The following is a 20776-nucleotide window of genomic DNA, read 5'->3' as shown; positions in this document are numbered from 1 at the left end:
AAGATTTATGGCCACAAAATTCCCAAAATTCAGCCAAGACTTGGCACAAGATCCAACCACCAGGCGGATCTGGTACGGGATTGCTACAGCTCATGACTTTGAGACTCACGATGGCATGACGGAGGAAAATCTTTACCAAAAGATTTTTGCTTCTCACTTCGGCCATCTGGCAATCATTTTCCTCTGGACTTCTGGTAATCTGTTCCACGTTGCCTGGCAAGGAAACTTTGAACAGTGGATTAAAGATCCTCTAAATGTACGTCCTATCGCCCACGCGATTTGGGACCCTCAATTCGGTCAACCTGCAGTGGATGCTTTCACTCAAGCAGGTGCCTCTAACCCAGTAGATATTGCATATTCTGGTATTTACCACTGGTGGTATACCATCGGCATGAGAACAAATGGAGACTTGTATCAGGGTTCTATCTTCCTCCTGATCTTGGCATCCTTCATGCTGTTTGCTGGTTGGTTACACCTCCAGCCCAAGTTCCGTCCTAGTCTCGCTTGGTTCAAAAATGCTGAATCCCGCCTGAATCACCACTTGGCAGGTCTGTTCGGTGTTAGTTCCTTGGCTTGGACTGGTCACTTGGTTCACGTTGCAATTCCTGAATCTCGCGGACAGCATGTTGGTTGGGATAATTTCCTAAGTACTATGCCTCACCCAGCAGGTTTAGGTCCGTTCTTTACAGGAAATTGGGGCGTTTATGCTCAAAATCCTGATACTGCTAGCCATGTATTTGGTACTTCCGAAGGTGCGGGAACTGCAATCTTGACTTTCTTGGGTGGTTTCCATCCTCAAACTGAGTCCCTGTGGTTGACTGATATGGCTCATCACCACTTGGCGATCGCGGTTCTCTTTATAGTTGCTGGTCATATGTACCGGACTAACTTTGGTATTGGTCATAGCATCAAAGAAATGCTGGACTCCAAAGCTGGTTTAGTTGGTGGTAAGAGTGAAGGTCAGTTTAACCTCCCTCACCAAGGGTTGTATGAGACTCTCAACAACTCTCTACACTTCCAGTTAGCTTTAGCTCTAGCTTCCTTGGGTGTAATTACTTCCTTGGTAGCACAGCATATGTATGCTCTGCCTCCTTATGCTTTCATGGCAAGGGATTACACTACAATGGCTGCGCTCTACACCCACCACCAGTATATTGCTGGTTTCATCATGGTAGGTGCATTTGCTCACGGTGCTATTTTCCTAGTACGGGATTATGATTCTGAGCAAAACAAAGGCAACGTATTGGATCGTGTATTAAATCATAAAGAAGCAATCATCTCTCACTTGAGCTGGGTTTCTTTATTCTTAGGCTTCCACACTCTAGGTCTTTATGTACATAACGATGTAGTGGTTGCTTTCGGTACTCCTGAAAAGCAAATCTTGATTGAGCCAGTATTTGCTCAGTTCGTTCAAGCTGCTTCCGGGAAGGCTTTATACGGCATGGATGTGCTGTTGTCAAACCCTGATAGTATTGCTGCTACAGCTTGGCCAAACCATGGTAATGTATGGTTACCAGGTTGGTTAGAAGCTATCAACAGTGGTACTAACTCTCTGTTTTTAACCATTGGGCCTGGAGATTTCTTGGTTCACCATGCGATCGCTCTAGGTTTGCATACAACTACTTTGATTTTGGTTAAAGGTGCGTTGGATGCTCGTGGTTCTAAACTAATGCCAGACAAGAAAGATTTCGGTTACGCATTCCCTTGCGATGGCCCTGGTCGTGGTGGTACTTGCGATATCTCTGCTTGGGACTCTTTCTACCTAGCTATGTTCTGGATGTTAAACACCATTGGTTGGTTAACGTTCTACTGGCACTGGAAGAACCTGTCTGTATGGCAAGGTAACCTCGCTCAGTTCAATCAATCTTCTACTTATTTGATGGGTTGGTTCCGTGATTATCTGTGGTTGAACTCTTCCCAGTTAATTAACGGTTATAACCCTTATGGAACTAATAACTTGTCTGTTTGGGCTTGGATGTTCTTATTCGGACACCTAGTTTGGGCAACTGGTTTCATGTTCCTCATCTCTTGGCGTGGTTACTGGCAAGAGCTAATTGAAACAATTGTTTGGGCGCATGAGCGTACTCCTCTAGCTAACTTAGTTCGCTGGAAAGATAAGCCTGTTGCTCTTTCTATTGTTCAAGCTCGTGTTGTTGGTTTAGCTCACTTCACGGTGGGTTATGTTCTGACTTACGCGGCGTTCTTGATAGCCTCGACTGCTGGTAAGTTTGGTTAACTTTTAGAGATTAGCTAAACTCTGGTTGAGTAGATTAATTAAATTAAACCTCCTACCTTTGTTGGTGGAGGTTTTTTTTTATCTGTTGTTTAAATTTTAATTTCCAAATAACTATCTAATAAAGTTGTGAAAATACTATTGGCGATAAATGGTATATTTGTATATTTTTGTATATTGTATTTAGGATCAACTAAGAAACAAGGAGAGAAAAGAAAGAGAATGTACAAGTCAAAACAAAACAAAAAACAACAAAACCAAAAAAAACAATCACCCACAACTGGAGGTGAAGGAAAGATATACGGAATGGAGGAATTGTCCGAGGAGTCTCTGGATAAAGTCAATGGAGGGGCTATAGGGCATGTATTCGTACATTTTTCACAGTGGACTTCGGCACATGGAGTCCCACATATAGGTTAATTCCTTTGATAAGGTCTTCGTGCAATAACATTGCTCAAACTCAATTATCAAAATTCTTTCAACTCAACAACGTTAGGTCTGTTTGCCCTGAAAAATTGACTCACTACCCTTGTCAGTTCGGAGTTTTCCGATAACTGGTACGGGGGGAGAACAAAAGGAGAAGACTGAGGTTTAGTTAGCGATCGCCTCTTACCCGCAGACTCAATCATAACATCCTCTAGAAATCTACTTACTGAGTCGCATTTTCTAGGGGACTTCTTTTTTGACCGATAGCGACGACAGAAACGCTTCTACTTTCTGGCACATTCCTCCAGAGTATTACCCAAGCGTAAAAAAGCTGGATGCCATTGAGTTAGACCATCATTAGTCAAACATTCATAACTACTATAATTACTAAAGTCATAGAAAAAACCCTCACGCATTTTAGCTGCCTTGGGGTTTCCATTTCCATGAAAAACCTAACCCCCTTCCCCCTTCCCTAGTAGGGGAGGGGGAGTTTCTCCCCTCTCCTGCAAGGAGAGGGGTTGGGGAGAGGTATTTCTTGGTCAGTATTGGGAAAACCTTCTGCAAAATAACGTTTTTCCCAGAAGTATCAAGTACGCTTCAACATCTGATTAAAGCGCATAGCAGTGTAGCGCTACATGCAAGTCAAAAGCCAAAAGTCAAAAGTAATCTCTGAGTGAGTTTGAGAATTTATAAATGTCCTAATCTATTTGTGTAGTGTTATGTATTTGTGGAGAGCTTTTTTAATCGCAAAAAGAAATACTTCTCGGCATTCTCTTCTTCAAAAATAAAAAAATTAGATACAAATAAATGAAAGAACAGCTTAATAATAATTTTTCTTATAAGTAGAAGTTCACCCTGAAAATTATGAAGTGATAATATATGGCAAGTTATTAATCAAAAGTCAAACAAAAATCTGCAAAATATCTAGTCTGTCACAGATTGAATTTCGTAGTTAAATCAGTTGTACTGATTAACGTTCTCATTAATATAGCTACTATTTATTGATGGTTGACTATTGATTGGACTCAAAACCTTTTTAAGGGCAAAAAATAGCATGGAGACAACAGTTACTGCAACTATCGGACAAAAAATGCACGAACATGATTCACAAGCACAGTTCATTTGCATTTGAATTAAATGAGTCATTTCTAAAATTATTACGATAGACTACTAAAATTTTAGCATCCGAATATTATTTTCGGTAAATTTTTTTAATTTCTTCATTATTTAGAAAATTTTCATAATTTGGAAGTAAGCATTTTCTCCCCAATGCTTCGCAAACAGTCATCAGTCATTAGCTAGCCTCCTGGGGAGGAACTCCGTTAACAACTATGAATCATTAACTCATTATCAGAGGAAAGAAGGAAAAGGAATTAGTCTCTAAAGAGAATTAAAAGTTCTGTTTGTACAGCATCCCCAGCAAATGAAATTGGTCATTAGCTAACTTTAGATTTGCTTTATTCTTGACAAAAGCCATGTGCGTGGTATTTCGTAGGAAAAGCTGAATATTAATAGCTAAATGTTGACGTTTAGAGGTTTAAAACGGAGCAATATTGCTACCACAAATTTTTATACTCTTAAACTTTATTAGCATATTTATCTCGTACATCAAAAATTATTTTGTCACAATGTTATTCTAAGACAAAGAATTAATTATCAACTGAAAAATTATTAACTTTTGAATTAAAAATACTGTGCAAAATAAATCTCACGGCCAAACCAAACAGCAAAAACTACCTAACCAAAGATGGTTAATACATCAAGAGCAACGAGAAACAACCCAACAATTATCTAAGAGCTTAGAAATATTACCCTTAATAGCTCAAACATTAATTAATCGTGATATTTCTACTATAAAACAAGCACAAGCATTTTTAGACCCTGAGTCAATCAAATTACCTTCTCCAATACAAGAATTTCCCGACTTAGATATCAGTCTAAATTTATTAGAAATCACAATTTCACAAAAGCAAAAAATTGCTATCTGTGGTGATTATGATGCAGATGGAATGACCAGCACTGCTTTATTATTACGTACTCTCAAACACCTGGGAGCAAAAGTTGACTATGCCATCCCCAGTCGGATGCAGGAAGGTTATGGTATCAACGAACGCATCGTCGAAGAGTTTCATCAAGAAGGAGTTAGTCTTATCCTAACTGTAGACAATGGTATTGCTGCTTATAAACCTATTGCCAAAGCTAGAGAATTAGGTCTAAATATTATTATTACTGACCATCACGATATTCCACCTAACCTACCACCTGCTAACGCTATCCTCAACCCTAAATTAATCTCAGAAAATTCTCCCTATCGCAGTGTTGCAGGTGTAGGAGTTGCTTATATTTTGGCAGTATCTCTAGCACAACGTCTGGGAAAACTCGATGGTTTAATTAAACCTCTGTTAGAATTATTTACCCTCGGCACCATTGCTGACTTAGCACCTTTAACTGGAGTCAACCGTCGCTGGGTGAAACGAGGGTTACAACTTTTACCCCGCTCCCAGTTAGCGGGAGTGCAAGCATTAATTCAAGTATCCGGTGTTAAAGCACAAGAGCAGGGAAATACTAAACAAACTAATAATCAAAAATCTCTGAAACCTGATGATATTGGCTTTCGTCTTGGCCCTCGTATCAATGCTGTGGGGCGTATCGCTGACCCGCAAATTGTGATTGAACTTTTAACTACAAATGATATGGGCATAGCTTTAGAAAGGGCGATGCAATGTGAACAAATTAATCAACGACGACAAGAGTTGTGTGCAGAAATTGAAGCAGAGGCGATCGCTTGGTGCGAAGAGAGTCAAATAAATTTACAGCAGGAAAGGGTTTTAGTAGTTGTGCAACCAGGGTGGCATCATGGGGTTATTGGTATTGTTGCTTCTCGGTTAGTGGAACGTTATGGCGTGCCTGTTTTTATTGGCAGTTATGAGGAAGAGGTAGACACAGATTTGGCCACAGATGTAGGGATGACCTTAGCTTCCACAATTCGGGGTTCTGCTCGTGGTATTCCTGAATTTCACGTTTTTGAAGCGTTACAATTTTGTGACGAGTTATTAGGAAAATATGGTGGTCATAAAGCAGCAGGCGGTTTTTCTTTGCCTGGAGAAAATTTAGATAAATTTCGCTCCCGTTTGAGTGAATTTGCTTCTCAATGTTTAGAAATTAATCAGTTAAAACCGTTGGTTACTATTGATGGTGAAGCAGAATTTCCAGAACTTAATTTTGACTTATTTCGTCAAATAGATTTACTTCATCCCTGCGGAATCGAAAATAAAGCTCCTATATTTTGGAGTCGGAATGTACGAATTTCTCAACAAAGAATTGTCGGTAAAGGTCATATTAAATTAACTTTAGCTAAAGGAGAAACAGAAATTCAGGCGATCGCTTGGCGTTGGGGAGATTATTTTCCTTTACCTCAATTAGTTGATATTGCTTATCAGTTAAAGGAAAATACTTGGAATTTTCAAACTAATATTGAATTAGAATTAGTTGGTTTACGTTTACCTATAGAAATTTCCCATCACCAAAACTCATCTACTCCTCCTCAAAAAGCAGAATTTTCTTACAGCGATCGCCCCTATACTTGCAGTCTTTATCAAATCGGAGATACACAAGAATTAAGAATAAGAAATTCCCGTGGTGAAGTCTTAGCAATTCAACAGGGAAAAAAATTTGGTTTGTTAGGAAAAAGTCGAAATGATGCTAAAGAGGTCAATGTTTCTGAAGCTCGTTTTTTTAATTTAATTAGGGCAGCGATGAATGCTTTGAAGCTGAGTTAACGATAACGTAGGTTTGGCTTCTAAACTCTTCCTTGGTCTCTAAACTTTCTCCTTATTTCTGACTATTGCGTATAGAGCAATAGTTAATTCATTTGCTACTCCGCAAGATGGAGATGGGTAGTCAAAATTTCTAACTATTGTGTATAGAGCAATAGTTGATTCATTGCTGTCAGCACCCCGCCAGAGGTGATGGGTGGTAAAATTTTTCAGCTATTGCGTATAGAGCAATAGTTAATTCATTTGTTCAAGCACCCAGCCGGAGGTGATGGATAGTGAAAATTTCCAACTATTGCGTATAGAGCAATAGTTAATTTATTTGCTCAAGCACTCCGCAAGATGGAGATGGGTAGTCAAAATTTCTGACTATTGCGTATAGAGCAATAGCTGATTCATTTGCTCAAGCACACAGCCAGAGGTGATGGATAGTAAAATTTTTCAGCTATTGCGTATAGAGCCATAGTTAATTCATTTGCTCAAGCACCCCGATAGAGGTGATGGGTGGTAAAATTTTTCAGCTATTGCGTATAGAGCAATAGTTAATTCATTTGTTCAAGCACCCAGCCAGAGGTGATGAGTAGTAAAATTTTCTTACTCTTGTCTATAGAACAATAGTTAATTTATTTGCTGAAGCACTCCGCCAGAGGTGATGGATAGTAAAATTTTCCAACTATTGCCTATAGGGAAATAGTTAATTCATTTTCTCAAGCACTTTTACAGATCGGTAAAAGAGCAAAAATCATTACTTGTACACCATGACCAAATGTTGCATTAGAAAAAAAAGCTCAAACCTTGCCATAACAAACTATACGAAAAAAACGATCTGCACAGTTTTAGCTTTGTTAGTCTATTCATTAATTACTCATGGACTATTTTAGATAAAACAGTCCACTACCGAACTCCCCACACTCTTCACACTCCCCTACTCCCTACTCCCTACTCCCTCTCTTGTTGATTCTGCTACAGTCGAAATTATTTCTTGGAATATAATTTCATCCTTACGAGGATCAGCATGAGCAACCTTCACCTCCAAGCGATCGCCCACTTCAACCGATCTACCAAACCGCATCGCCAACTCTAAGCCCAACTCTTCTAACAAAACTAACCCTAGATTAATTTCTTCTTTCAACCAGCGAATTATCAATGCCTGCCAAACCTCATCAGAATTACGCCGTAAATATTCCAAACCCCAATAACGGTTAGTAAACCTTTCCACACTAGAAGCTTCTTTCACCGCAGGAACTAAACTCATCACCATTTCCTGCATCTGATCTGGAGTAAAAGGTAAAGGATCTCCCCGCAAATGAGCTTTAATCTGAAAATGGGCTAATAAATCGCTATAACGCCGAATAGGAGAAGTTACCTGAACATAAGTTTCTAAAGCCAAACTTGCATGACGAGCAGGTATAGTACCCATCTCACTTTTAGGCATACATCGACGCATAGCTGTAGAACGAACTGGGCCTGCTGGCAACAACATTAGTTCTGACTCTGGCGGCAGTTCCGGTTGAGGTTGACTGCGGTAAGGTAGAGGAAGATTATTTTCTTGACCATATTTTGCCCCTACTTCCCCTGCTAAAATCATCATCTCTGCTACGAGCTGCCTTGATGGTGAATCATCCAAAACCTCTACTGTTATTTCTTCACCTTCATTTTTAACCTTAATTACTGACTCTGGCATATAGATACTAATCGAGCCTTGTGACTGTCGCCACTTAAATCTTTGTTTAGCCCAGTCATTCAGAGCATGAATTTCTGGTTCTGGCTTAATTTTTAACTGTAGCATTTCATCCACATCATCATAAGTGAGGCGGTAGGTGGGTTTGATTAAGCTGGCATGAATTTTGTAATCTATAACTCCCCCAGTTTCATCTAAAAGAATGCCAAAACTCAAAGCGCTGCAAACTTGTCCCTGAATTAGACTCATTGGTCCCGTTGCCAACTCTGAGGGAAACATAGGAACCATACCAGTAGGTAAATATAAAGTAGTAGTTCTGCGTCTGGCCTCTAGGTCTAACTCATCACCAGGAGTCAGTAAACGAGTGGGGTCAGCTATATGCACCCATATCCGTTGTTGACCATCTTCTAAAAATTCTATGCTCAGACCATCATCTATTTCTCGCGTACTTTCATCATCAATTGTATAGACTTTGAGATGGGTTAAGTCCAAACGGTTTGTGTCTGGATCTGGTGGGAGGGATTGCAGGCAGCTTTTGGCCACTTCTAGTACCTTGGTAGAAAAATGTGTTGGAATCTGGCTACGTCGCAAATATAAATTTTCATGCTCGCTCCATATAGCTAGATCCACTAATAGTTTAAACGCTGCTTCTGAAGTTTCTGGTAGTTCTAAGATAGCCAAGGTCTCCATGGCCTGGTTCCGATGAGAGGTTTCTTCTCCGTGAGTCGCAAATTTTTCTATGGCATCTAGGCGATTATAATCACTTTGTTGCCAGTCCACCTCTTCTCCTGCTAATCGGTTGTGTACTCGAAGTAAAAAGTTTTCTAATTCTTGTTTTCGTTGCTTTTGGACTTCTTGTTGATGTTTGATTTCTGCTACTTGAGCTAGGGGACGGGGTTCGTAGCGATCGCCTTTTTGCTTGAAGTAGAGTTTATCGTCTGATAATAATATATGTGCTGCGTAACATTGGCTTGGTGTTTGTTCTGAAAATAGCAATAGTGCCATTTCTGCTGGATTTACTGTTTCTGCTTCTTCTACTAGCAGTTCCCATGCTACTTCTAAACTTGAAGGGTCTAGATAAGTTTCTACTTCCTGAAGAAATTGGGGAATTTCTGATGATTTGTAACTTTCTCCTGCTACTTCATAACTTATTTGCTTTGGGGGTATACTATTAGACCTACCATTTGCTTCTACCACGACCCAGTTTTTTTTACCATCAGGACGTTCTGCCACAGCTAGTCGTCGCTCTCCGTGCAGTCTAAATTCTATTAATCTTCCCTTCTCCACTTTATCTTAAAATTTATATTGTGTAAGTTTTCTTAAGCTTTGTCTGGGTTGTGGTTTTTTCTATAATCTTGTTTGAGATTCTGTAACCATTCAGCCGTCAGCTAGCCTTTTACAGAGGGACTACGTTAAAGGTTAAGTTATTAACTGTTTCCCAAGGAATAATTAGCCTCCAAGAAGAATAAGATTTACGAATAAAAAGGTAATCAGTTTATTTTGGTAATTGCTTGATTCTTTCAAAAGCTGCTTAAATAGCATTCTACAGGAAAAGCTTAATGCTTACTATAGCTGAATGCTTACTATATTCTTTTACTCTGATATTTACCTAAGGTTAATCGACTTGCGTTATATTTAATCATTTGTTTTGATAATTTACTCGGCAAGGCTATATATAAGAATCACTATTCTTAGTATAGTAATATAGTTAAGTTGAATCCAGAATTTCACCAGTAAAAAAAATTGTTGACCGCAGTAATAATTAGGGAGTCTATATAAGTTTTTACGTCGAAAAAACTAAATCATAAGACACCCGTCAATACTGATATTTTTGTCTAATTATATATCTATCAACAACTTTCATTTACTAATTCCAACTAACAACTTAAGGATTAAATACATTGACACTTAACTCAATTTTTTATCCATTAACTTGATGTTTATTTTATCGGAATCAAAATTTTCTACAAAAAAACAACTTTCTACAGTTCAAGTTTAACAGTCGATCACCCTAAATTTACACTAACTGGCTTAATAATTCACTTTCAATTACTTATCCATTAAACTGCCACTATAACAGAATATTTTTTGAATAATGTTGGGTTTTATATATTAAAATTTTTCTAATTTTCCCAACATCTCCAGTCTCAAACCTCCCGATATTCAGCTCTCCTTATTAACATAAGGCAACAATGCCACTAATCTGGCTCTTTTGATACTTTTTGTCAAATCTCTTTGCTGTTTGGATGTTAAACCTGTGATTCTTCTTGGCAGAATTTTTCCTCTTTCTGTAATATATTTCTTCAGTAATTCAACATCTTTGTAGTCGATGGGTTCTCCTGGTTTAATTGGTGATACTCTTTTACGGTAGTAATTCATTGCTAATTATTTGTTAGTTATTTTTGTTTACGTTTTAGCTGTCTATTGTTTTTAATACTCACTGACGTTTTACTTAATTTCTTTGTGAACTGTATGTTTATTACAGTGAGTACAGAATTTCTTCAACTCTAATCTTGCTGTTGTATTCCTACGGTTTTTAGTGCTTGTGTACCTAGAAACACCTTGTGAACGTTTATCAGAATTAGTTCTACACTCCGTACACTCTAGTGTAATAATAATTCTTACCCCTTTAGCCATATTTCACTTTCCATTAATCTTAAACACAAATTATTATTTTCTCATATAACGCTTGGCTTCGTCAAGTAACCACCTCAGCTTAATATCTAGAGAGTAACCACGCATAGTTCCCACTACTATAGTTTGGGATATTCTGTCATGGAAAGCTTGCTGATACCTTTCAATATCTACCAAAGCTACTGTAAAGTCCAGAAATAAGGGCATTATTAGTAGTAAAACAGCCGCATTTCCTGATGTCAAATTACTCACCCCTAGCATAGCAAATGACCCAGCTAGTGCTAAAATTCCTTCTCGCTTTGATAATTCTAGGATACCAGGAGTTCTTTGGTATCTAGTATCTAAAACTTTCATATCTAGAGCAAAGTGCCCTATACTTTGACCTTGGTTTTTGTAGACCATTAGCACTCGTATAGCGATCCAAAGTACCACAAAAAATAAAATAAAGGTGAACCAATTATTGCTAATTATGGCACTAATAAACCAAACCACTCCAGCATCTATGCTGAATGCTGCTGTACGACGGGATAGAGGAGCTTTTGGCAGTTGGGGTATAATATCATCACTCATTATGCTTGACTCTAATTATTTGGTCTGGCTAGCAGAATATTTAATTGCTTTATTGACTTTTCTTACTATTGTAAATTACTGTTTTTCATTTGGTAGTAATCCTAAATGATTTATCAAAAATCTAGCCACTATATCAAAATCCTGATATTATGAGCCCTATTACTTGTTTCGTAATTCCAAGACTTTTTTCACAATCATGCAAAAAAGTGCTATATTATAAGGATTTTATTATTTTTTTCTTTGTCAATTTTTCTTAACCTTTCATCACTTAACCTTTCATCAAAGATGAAATAAAGACAAAAATTAGAAAACTTTTATCTGTTTTTGTGCATAGCACTAGATTAGTGGCTAAGTTACTAGTGCAGGATGACGGAAATAAGTGACCAGTGACCAGTGACAAAATACTCAAAGCCTTTCCAATCAAAACTTCTGAATTCTGAATTCTGACTTCCGGGTAGCGTTACTAGTTTATCGAAAACACTTATTGATTTTGATATGCTTTTGAGGTAAACTAAACTAGATATCATTAAATATAAATCCCAAACTGATAGTATGCTAAATTTTTTAAAACTCTATCATTCTTGATTTTAGGTATCTAAGTGAGTTATCTGGACAAGTCTAAGAATAATTAATCTCCTTGTTAAATAATAATATCTAGTTTTCCTAAAATTTATAAAAAATACCTTGATACTTCATGCTTAATAAATTCTCATTCCTAAATACTTATAATAACTGTTATAGTTAACTACCCTGGCTAAACTAATAGAATATACCGATCAAATTATCATCTATGAAAGTTAATTTTAATATTGTTAGACAAAATCAAAATACTGAACCCAAAGTTCAAACTTACACCCTAGAAGTTGAACCAGGCAATACAATTTTAGAATGCCTCAATCGAATTAAGTGGGAACAAGATGGAACATTAGCTTTTCGTAAAAACTGCCGAAATACTATCTGTGGTAGTTGTGGGATGCGAATAAACGGTCGTTCAGCTTTAGCTTGCAAAGAAAATATTGGAAATGAATTAGCTAGACTAGAAAAAATAGCTGATAATAATTACGATCTTTCTACTAATAATACTACTGCCAAATATCTTCCAGAAATAACTATTTCTCCTATGAACAATATGCCAGTAATTAAAGATTTAGTAGTAGATATGAGTAGCTTTTGGCAAAATCTAGAAGCAGTTGAACCTTATGTAAGTACAGAAGCACGAAAGGTTCCAGAAAGGGAATTTTTACAGACTCCTGCTGAACGGGATAAATTAAATCAAACAGGTAATTGTATTCTCTGTGGGGCTTGTTATTCTGAATGTAATGCTCGTGAAGTTAATCCAGCTTTTGTTGGACCGCACGCCTTAGCGAAAGCTTACAGAATGGTAGCTGATTCGCGGGACGACCAAACAGAAAAAAGATTAGAAAAATATAATCTTGATACTGCAGGAGTTTGGGGTTGTACCCGTTGTTATTATTGTAATTCTGTTTGCCCGATGGAAGTTTCACCTATGGAGCAAATAGGTAAGATTAAACAAGAAGTTCTTGCTCGTAAAGACCAACAAGCTAGTCGTTCTATTCGCCACCGAAAAGTATTAATTGATTTGGTTAAGGATGGGGGTTGGATCGATGAAAGAAAATTTGGTATTCAAGTAGTTGGTAACTATTTTCGAGATATTCAAGGGTTATGTAGTTTGGGACCTTTGGGATTAAGAATGTTGGCCAAGGGTAAGTTTCCTTTAACTTTTGAACCTTCTGAGGGAACTAAAACCGTGCGATCGCTAATTGAATCAGTAAAAAGCTTAGATAATAAATATACTGTGGCAAAATAATAACTTATACCTCTGAATTTAGATATAAACTATTTTGTACATTTCTCAAGATTAAGTTTTTTAATAGAAGCCAGGAATTAGGAGTTAGCACTCATAAATACCAGAAAATTCAATTTTAGGGCAAGTTTTTACTTCAAAATTTATTTTATATTTAAAAGATTTACTAATGGTAATTAAATATATATTAAATTGATTCTGTAGTTATTCTCATTTTAATCACCTGAGAAGCTGTTTGTAAACTCATAAAAACCTCTCTCCCGCTAGGAGAGAAGCTTTGAAACTCTCATTCCCTTGTAGGGAAGGCGTGCAGGGGGGTTAGGTTTTAGGATTCATCGCTTCTATGCAATACTTCTCAAGCAGTTTCTAAAGTATTTTTTTATTGCCTTATCCCTATTTATAGTTAGATTCCTAAAATTGAAAACTTAGTTATTTTATTCATTTGAGAAATAGTATAATGTAAAAAATTCTATCAATAATTATGTCGGAAAATTCTACTTCTTCATCTACTAGCTCAGAACCTACAAAAAAAGTCACAACTGCCAACCTCGCTGAACCAGCTTTTGGTTGGAATACTTATGCAGAACGAATCAATGGCAGGTTTGCTATGGTAGGATTTTTTATTTTATTATTACTGGAAGTATTTACTCATCAAGATTTGTTTTCTTGGATAGGTTTACGCTAGCCAAATTAAGTTTTATTTGTATTATTTCTTGTATGGTTAATAGCTAATATCTAGTCTTTAGACTTTATTTAGATATTAGCTATTAGCCATTCACTTGTTTCAGATGTTATAAATCAGATGTTTCTCCTGATTGAATTACTTTCAGATTATACTCACCCCTACCTGTTTTATCGTAAGAGTTAACTATTACACGATATTTACCTGTCACAGGTAAGGTAATTGTTAGTTGAGAGTTTGTATTTTTCTGATTAACATCATCATGTTCTCCAAGTAGTTCACCAGTGGGACTAAAGACTGCTAAATAAGTATCAAAATCAGGACTTTCTAAGGTTACATTTACTACCTGGCCTTCTATACCTTCAAAGGTATGTTCATCATAAATACTTTCATCGGATGGCAGCACTAAGTCTCCATCACCAAGTGTTCCTTCTTGCTGTAATATAACTTCTTGTTCTTGGGTGGGGGGAGTAATTTCTGGTGATGGACTCTCTTCTGGAGTCGGAGTAGTTTCTAGTGATGGACTTTCTTCTGGAATCGGAGTAGTTTCTAGTGATGGACTTTCTTCTGGAGTCGGAGTAGTTTCTAGTGATGGACTTTCTTCTGAAGTCGGAGTAGTTTCTAATGATGGACTTTCTTCTGGAGTCGGAGTAGTTTCTAGTGATGGGCTCTCTTCTGGAGTCGGAGTAGTTTCTAGTGATGGGCTCTCTTCTGGAGTCGGAGTAGTTTCTAGTGATGGGCTCTCTTCTGGAGATGAAGTATCCTGGGCTAAAATTTCCGACTTCGTTAAAATTTTATTTATGTAACTAGGATTAACAACCACTTGATGAAGTGGAACTAGAGGGGAAAGTAAAGGTTTTCCCAAAATAGTTAGTAGACTAAAAGGAGCGATCGCCCAAAATCTTGCTTGACGCATTAATCACCTCAAATATATTACTTAAATTCTCCAACTAGCCTACTAGCATAGTGGGAAATAATCACAAATAATTATTAACTAAAAAAGTTTAGAGTGGATTTTAGTCAGTAGTTAGATAGTTTCAACCTACTCATTTTTTTATTTCCAAACTAATGCTGACTTTTGAGTTTATTAAATGTTTTATTTGGCTTTTATCAAGTCATTGTGAATTTTTTGAGTCTATTCTATTTATGGTTCAGTTCTCAACCTCTACTATATTTTTTTGATTTGATATTTTTCTCTACAAATCAATATAGCGTTTCTGAGGCTAATAAGGTATACCTATCTTTTTTCTTTCTTATCTCTCAAACCTCAAACACAGGAATTTTGTACTTTACTCTTGATAGTCATTGCTATAGTAGAGGAATTTTTAGACAATTCAATCTATCTATAATAGTTAATTCTTTCTCGTTCAAAGAAAGGTCTAATTCTAGGTGAAGTTGTTTCAATTTTCAACTCATACTCTCCTGACTCTCCTGCTTCATAAGAATTTGCTAATAACTTATAGGTTCCATCCTCTGGTAATGTAATTATAATTCTGGCATTTTTCTCTCCACCACTATCATCATCTTGAGCCAATTCTTGATCGTTTGAGTTTAATAAAATTAAGTAGGAATCTATTTGATTGCTGCTCATGTCAATAGAAATTTTTTGACCTGCTCTACCTTCAAAAGCGTAAAGATCGTAGTAACTATTGTCTACAGGTAATACATTAGACTCTCTATCCAAATTGCCTTTTACTTCTATTAAAGCATTAAGGTCTAATTGTTTAGCAAGCTGTTCATCAAATATCGCAGTTTGCTGTTGAGCGACTAAAGGTGCTCGTCCTTCTCGAACTGCCTGGAGAAACTCTGGGACTTTATCTATAGATATGGCAAAGCCAATACCAATGTTACCCCCTAATTGACCACGAGTAAATATAGCAGTATTCACACCTATAAGTTCTCCAGCACTATTCAATAATGGTCCCCCAGAGTTGCCAGGATTAATCGCTGCATCTGTTTGAATCAAACCTCTTTCTTGGTCTATGCGACTAACTATTCCCACAGTAAGAGTACCTTGAAATCTACCAAAAGGATTGCCAATGGCAAAAGCTCGCTGACCTACTTTTGTATAACCAGGACGAGCTATTGTAATTGTGGGAAGGTTTGTTTCTCCTCTAATTTTTAGAACTGCTAAGTCTAAACCTTTTTCACCAAATCCTATAACATCTGCTTTAACTTTTCTTCCATTTGCTAAAGTGATTTGTACCATACCACCTTGGGATACAACATGAGCATTAGTCAATACCATTCCATCAGGAGAGATAATTGTACCGCTACCGTTTGTTTTATCTGTATCTATGGAGACTACGGCTTGATTTGCTCGTTGATAAACACGAATATTAGTTTGTTCTTCTATACTAAGAGCAAGTATTGATTCTGTTTGGTTTTTGTGCCAAATTTTTATGGTTTTATCGGGTCTTATTTGAGCATTAACGGCAGAAAAGTTAGTGAAATTTACACCTACTACTAATATTCCTAATGTAGCTTTTTGCAAAAGTTTGACATTCATTGTTGCTTGTAAAATCTAATTTATATAACCAAACAATTAGTTATACCAAGCGTGAAAAAAATAATATTACAAATAAGCTTGACCCATCAAAGAATTTGATTTTAATCTCTCTTTAGAGTAAGAATAGAGACTCAACAGAAAAAAAATGGTTAGATTCCATTCTTCCTTACTGTAGATCGCCAATTCTATATTTCTTTATACCTATTTCCTAAGTAGCAGTAACTATTTGTAGCAGAAATTTATCACGCTTGGTATTAGTGATGAATACAATTTTTATTCAAGTTATATTCAACTTTGTTACTGCTCTAAACTACTTATTAATTTACTTTATAATAATTCTTTTGTCTCAACAAGTTAGGATTTTCGCAACTCATCAAATATCGTCAAAATTATAATTCCAATGCTTATGGATGTAGAAGTTATTATTACTAAACCAGTGCTTACAAGTATTGCTTAATTCTAGTTTAATTTAATTGCCTTGAATTCTTTATAGCTGATAGTGGATAACTAACTGTAGGCATTACCTTTTTTTATTTTATATTTAATTATCCTGTGTTTCTCTGTAATTTTGCCTTTTTTGTTAGCTTTAAATAAATCATAATCTATAGTTCAATAACGCAACTACATTTTTCAGTATTTTTTATGCTAACTTTGAGTAATAAATCTTCCTATTAACCTAGTTTTTCAGTAACTAATCATCGGTAGAAGTACAAGATTTTAATTTTTTATAGTTTAGTTTTGATAGTTATAGTACTATGCAAATAGGAATTGGACATTAATGACCCCTAGACTTTTGAGTTGCGCCTAGTCCTATTAGATGCCTTACTAAAGTGATATTCACCTACAGTAAAGAATATAAGGAATGAGGAAACTAGAAATTTTCATCTTTAACTTTAGCAATGAAATACCAGTGAAAATAACTATATCCGCCTCATTCCTACTCCTATTAATAGTTTGTAGAACCATCAATATCATTATCAGCAGAGTCCATAGGGGTATACTCCACATAATCTGTAGGTGTCACTTCTCTACCAGAAGATGATGCTTCTGGAGAAGCAATTTTCCTAGTTCTAGGAGGTCTTTCTTCCGAATAATTTGCTATGGGAGTAGACCTACTACTATGGCCACGGGCTACTCTTTCTTCATCAGTTCTAGTTTCGGAGCTATCTTGATTACTATAACGAGGTTGTCTATTTTCCTGCCCATTTGTATAACCAAAGTTTTCCCGACTACGAGAGCGAGCTCGCCTGTTCTCTGAATCTATAGAAGTTTCCCAATCTTCAGATGACCTTGGGTAATCTTCTAGGGTAGTACTACGCTTGCGTAATTTTGGTTTTGGTTCTCCGGGTCTATCATAATTACTTCTGCGACTAGGAGGACGACGGCGGTAGTCATCTTCATAATAATCTGATCTAGAAGAACGATAATCTTCAGCACCTCTGATCCGACGTTTAGCAGGATATTCTTCATAAGGCTCTAGTTCATCGAACTCTGTTTCTGCATAGCTATAAACAGGACTAACTGACCTTTCTTCATCTACAACAGGTGTGCGTTCTCTAGCTTGCTTAGTTGTAACTCCCCTTAGACTTATGGCTTCTGCTGCAAAGAATATAGTAGAACCGGTTAATAAGAATTGACCAAAAGCTAAAATTGGATCTAGTCGCCAACCCTGAAATACTAAAATACCTCCAGATAATAGACCAATTGCTGCAAAGAAAATATCATGATCTCTTGCTAACTTCGGACGCCATGTACGCAAAAAGTAGAGGCCAGCTCCAGCTAAGGCCAGAATTACTCCCATGAGGGTCTGAAATCCGAATCCTAAATTTACCATTATAAATCTCCTAATCAGTCACAAATTAGCCTTTTGGGTTAAGAATCTTAACCCTAGCCTGCTTTCAAGGCTTCAAGCTATTTTTATATATAAATTTCACTTAATATTTGTGTTTGTTTGATAATACATTCTCAATTTAACAAAGAAAAACCTCAGTTTGTAGGGGTTGGACAATTTGATCGCTGCCTACCCTTTACTTTAGCTGAGGTTTAAAATAAAGGTCAGGTTAATTTTATAGAAGAAAGTCTTCTCCATTAGTGTTAATTAACCTTTGAGTCACAAAGAAAAATATCTAGAGTCTAGGAACGGGTAACTTTGTCCTTTTGGCTGACGAATATCAGAAAAACTGTAGCTGGAATCACTACAATTAAAGTTCCTGCCAACAGACTGAAGAAGAAGTTTGATAAAGAAGGAGTCATAAATTATTACCCTTTGTTACAAAAATTGATTTCCTTTAGTTTTCAATATTAATCCATTTAGTCAAAATTTTTTCCTAACATCTGGAAGGAGGTCTAATTTTCAGGATGCTTGTACTGAGCATTCGTTAATTCCATCGTTTCGCTGTTATCAAGAAAAGAAGGTAGACTACGATAAAGCATTCGGTTGAGTTTCAGGTTTGCAGAATATTAGTCTGGCTTAATAATTTGCAATACAATAAGATTGATTTTATTTACAAAAGTTAAATTTTAGCTGGTTTTATGGACTATCTGACATTAGCTAACTGGACTCTAGGCATTATCCTGGGGTTAATGACTTTCTTATTTATCTTCCGAATTGTTCTGACATGGTATCCCCAGGTAAATATTAATCAATTTCCATTTAATTTGATTTTTTGGCCTACAGAACCATTCTTAGCTCCCACAAGAAAAATTGTGCCTCCTTTAGGTGGGGTAGATATTAGCCCAATTATTTGGGTGGGTATTTTCAGCTTGTTGCGAGAGATGCTTTTGGGTCAGCAAGGTTTATTGAAAATGATGCTGTAGCTAAAAGTGAAGTTATCCCCAAAATCCGAAACTATAAAGGTTAGCTATCTCAAACAAGGATAAAAATAGCTGTATCTTTATTCTTTTCAGACTGAAAATATCTTATGATTCGACAGACAAGCAAAATGATATCTAGATTGTTGAATACCTTATTTAAACAAACCCCTTACCCGATTATTTGGGAATTATTTTGCTTGTTGGTTCATCATATTTTCAACAAAGTTAGTATAGACTTCCGCTCGAATAAATTCTGGGCTCTCTAGAATTCTTTGATGAAAACCTATAGTAGTCGGAACCCCGGTCACCGCACACTCTCTGAGAGCGCGTTTCATCCTCTGAATAGCAGTAGGACGGTCGTGCCCCCAGACTATTAATTTACCAATTAACGAATCATAATAGGGTGGAATCTCGTAATCTGTATAAACATGAGAGTCCATCCTAACTCCCGGGCCTCCTGGTGGTAAATATCCACTAATACGACCTGGATGAGGACGAAAATTATGCTCTGGGTCTTCAGCGTTAATGCGACATTCTATGGCATGACCATTAAAGTTTACCTGTTTTTGACTTAGTTGTAATTTCTCACCTTGGGCAATTTTAATTTGCTCGGCAATTAAATCAAGTCCTGTAATTACTTCTGTGACTGGATGTTCTACTTGAATCCTGGTATTCATCTCCATAAAGTAGAATTGACCAGACTGGTCTAGCAAAAATTCCACTGTACCAGCACCAATATAGTTGATAGACTTAGCTGCCTTTACTGCAGCTTCGCCCATTTTTTGTCGAAGTTTAGGATTTAATGCTGCACTTGGAGCTTCTTCAAGTAACTTTTGATGGCGACGCTGAATTGAACAGTCTCTTTCTCCCAGGTGAATCACATTTCCGTGACTATCAGCCAAGATTTGAAATTCAATGTGACGGGGACGTTCAATGAATTTTTCTATATAAACTCCTGGGTTGCCAAAAGCTGCTTCTGCTTCTCCTTGAGCAGCTTGAAATAGTTTGGTTAGTTCCTTAGCTTGGCGAACCAGTCTCATCCCTCGTCCCCCACCTCCAGCGGTGGCTTTAATCATTAGAGGAAAACCGATTTTTTCGGCGATCGCTACTACTTCTTTTTCATCTGTTAAAATACCATCACTTCCAGGAACTGTTGGAACTCCGGCTTTTTGCATGGTTTCTTTGGCTGTAGATTTGTCCCCCATTGCCCGCATTCCCTCTGGTGATGGGCCTATGAAAGCAATGTCGTGGTCAGCACAGATTTCTGCAAATCGGGCATTTTCAGCTAGAAAGCCATAGCCTGGATGGATGGCAGAGGCATCACGAGTTAAGGCAGCCGAGATAATGTTGGGAATATTGAGGTAGCTTTTGCTGCTGGTAGGTTCACCAATGCAAACTGCTTCGTCTGCCAGTTGGACATGGAGGGCATGGCGGTCTATGGTTGAGTGGACGGCTATGGTAGATAAGCCCATTTCTTCGCAGGTGCGGAGAATGCGTAGGGCTATTTCGCCTCGATTAGCTATTAGGATTTTAGAGAACCGCATTTTGGGTGCTTTTCGCTCAATTATTCAGTTAGGATAAAATGTTTTGGGTTTTTAGGGAAGAGCCTATAGCTGAAGTGAGAACTCA

At 37.1% G+C, this 20776-nt stretch carries 15 protein-coding genes; 5 read left to right on the top strand and 10 right to left on the bottom strand.

The features are described 5' to 3' along the window. Nucleotides 1-7: 7 nt before the first annotated feature. A complete protein-coding gene (gene psaB / locus ACP6PL_RS12910; RefSeq protein ID WP_426545667.1) occupies nt 8-2236 on the top strand; it encodes a photosystem I core protein PsaB in 2229 nt (742 codons plus the stop codon). 707 nt (nt 2237-2943) lie between these two features. Here psaB and ACP6PL_RS12905 read toward each other — a convergent pair. Beyond that, nucleotides 2944-3075, bottom strand: coding sequence for a hypothetical protein (locus ACP6PL_RS12905; protein ID WP_426545666.1), 132 nt, complete (start codon nt 3073-3075; stop codon nt 2944-2946). 1278 nt (nt 3076-4353) lie between these two features. Here ACP6PL_RS12905 and recJ point away from each other — a divergent pair. Next, nucleotides 4354-6438 carry a single-stranded-DNA-specific exonuclease RecJ gene (gene recJ / locus ACP6PL_RS12900; protein WP_426545665.1) on the top strand — a complete coding sequence of 695 codons (2085 nt, stop codon included), beginning with the start codon at nt 4354-4356 and terminating at the stop codon, nt 6436-6438. A gap of 919 nt (nt 6439-7357) precedes the next feature. On the opposite strand, the gene ACP6PL_RS12895 is transcribed toward recJ, so the two are convergent. The 4 genes from ACP6PL_RS12895 to ACP6PL_RS12880 all read right to left on the bottom strand — a co-directional run bounded on the left by ACP6PL_RS12895 (nt 7358) and on the right by ACP6PL_RS12880 (nt 11317). Beyond that, nucleotides 7358-9400: a ribonuclease catalytic domain-containing protein gene (locus tag ACP6PL_RS12895; RefSeq protein ID WP_426545664.1), complete on the bottom strand. Its 2043-nt coding sequence runs from the start codon at nt 9398-9400 to the stop codon at nt 7358-7360. An 876-nt stretch (nt 9401-10276) separates the two neighbouring features. Further along, a complete protein-coding gene (gene rpsR, locus ACP6PL_RS12890; RefSeq protein WP_426545663.1) occupies nt 10277-10492 on the bottom strand; it encodes a 30S ribosomal protein S18 in 216 nt (71 codons plus the stop codon). Between the two features lie 69 nt (nt 10493-10561). Further along, nucleotides 10562-10750: a 50S ribosomal protein L33 gene (gene rpmG / locus ACP6PL_RS12885; protein ID WP_094672223.1), complete on the bottom strand. Its 189-nt coding sequence runs from the start codon at nt 10748-10750 to the stop codon at nt 10562-10564. A 33-nt stretch (nt 10751-10783) separates the two neighbouring features. Further along, the gene (locus tag ACP6PL_RS12880) at nt 10784-11317 is read right to left on the bottom strand and encodes an RDD family protein (protein ID WP_426545662.1); all 534 of its coding nucleotides are present in this window, start codon (nt 11315-11317) and stop codon (nt 10784-10786) included. Nucleotides 11318-12107: 790 nt separating this feature from the next. Between ACP6PL_RS12880 and ACP6PL_RS12875 the strand changes: the two genes are divergently transcribed. Both ACP6PL_RS12875 and ACP6PL_RS12870 read left to right on the top strand, forming a co-directional pair. Then, nucleotides 12108-13145, top strand: coding sequence for a succinate dehydrogenase/fumarate reductase iron-sulfur subunit (locus tag ACP6PL_RS12875; protein ID WP_426545661.1), 1038 nt, complete (start codon nt 12108-12110; stop codon nt 13143-13145). 478 nt (nt 13146-13623) lie between these two features. Continuing rightward, entirely contained in the window at nt 13624-13827 is a 204-nt protein-coding gene (locus ACP6PL_RS12870; RefSeq protein ID WP_426545660.1) for a chlorophyll a/b-binding protein, read from the top strand. Nucleotides 13828-13933: 106 nt separating this feature from the next. On the opposite strand, the gene ACP6PL_RS12865 is transcribed toward ACP6PL_RS12870, so the two are convergent. The 4 genes from ACP6PL_RS12865 to psbX all read right to left on the bottom strand — a co-directional run bounded on the left by ACP6PL_RS12865 (nt 13934) and on the right by psbX (nt 18586). Beyond that, complete coding sequence (locus ACP6PL_RS12865; protein ID WP_426545659.1) at nt 13934-14740, bottom strand: PPC domain-containing protein; 807 nt, start codon at nt 14738-14740, stop codon at nt 13934-13936. A gap of 423 nt (nt 14741-15163) precedes the next feature. Beyond that, nucleotides 15164-16333: a trypsin-like peptidase domain-containing protein gene (locus tag ACP6PL_RS12860; protein WP_426545658.1), complete on the bottom strand. Its 1170-nt coding sequence runs from the start codon at nt 16331-16333 to the stop codon at nt 15164-15166. Nucleotides 16334-17279: 946 nt separating this feature from the next. Continuing rightward, the gene (locus ACP6PL_RS12855) at nt 17280-18167 is read right to left on the bottom strand and encodes a Ycf66 family protein (protein ID WP_426545657.1); all 888 of its coding nucleotides are present in this window, start codon (nt 18165-18167) and stop codon (nt 17280-17282) included. A gap of 299 nt (nt 18168-18466) precedes the next feature. Then, nucleotides 18467-18586, bottom strand: a complete 120-nt coding sequence (gene psbX, locus ACP6PL_RS12850; RefSeq protein WP_293141669.1) for a photosystem II reaction center X protein — start codon at nt 18584-18586, stop codon at nt 18467-18469. A 279-nt stretch (nt 18587-18865) separates the two neighbouring features. On the opposite strand from psbX, the gene ACP6PL_RS12845 reads away from it, so the two are divergent. Beyond that, nucleotides 18866-19150: a YggT family protein gene (locus ACP6PL_RS12845; protein WP_426545656.1), complete on the top strand. Its 285-nt coding sequence runs from the start codon at nt 18866-18868 to the stop codon at nt 19148-19150. A gap of 185 nt (nt 19151-19335) precedes the next feature. Here the strand turns inward: ACP6PL_RS12845 and accC are convergent, their stop codons facing one another. Next, a complete protein-coding gene (accC, locus tag ACP6PL_RS12840; RefSeq protein ID WP_426545655.1) occupies nt 19336-20691 on the bottom strand; it encodes an acetyl-CoA carboxylase biotin carboxylase subunit in 1356 nt (451 codons plus the stop codon). Nucleotides 20692-20776: the final 85 nt, after the last annotated feature.

The sequence above is a fragment of the Dapis purpurea BLCC-M126 genome, from assembly GCF_050015975.1.
Classification (GTDB): Bacteria; Cyanobacteriota; Cyanobacteriia; order Cyanobacteriales; family Microcoleaceae; genus Trichodesmium.
The sequence above is the reverse complement of the archived record's forward strand: the minus strand, read 5'-3'. Positions and strand labels throughout refer to the sequence as shown.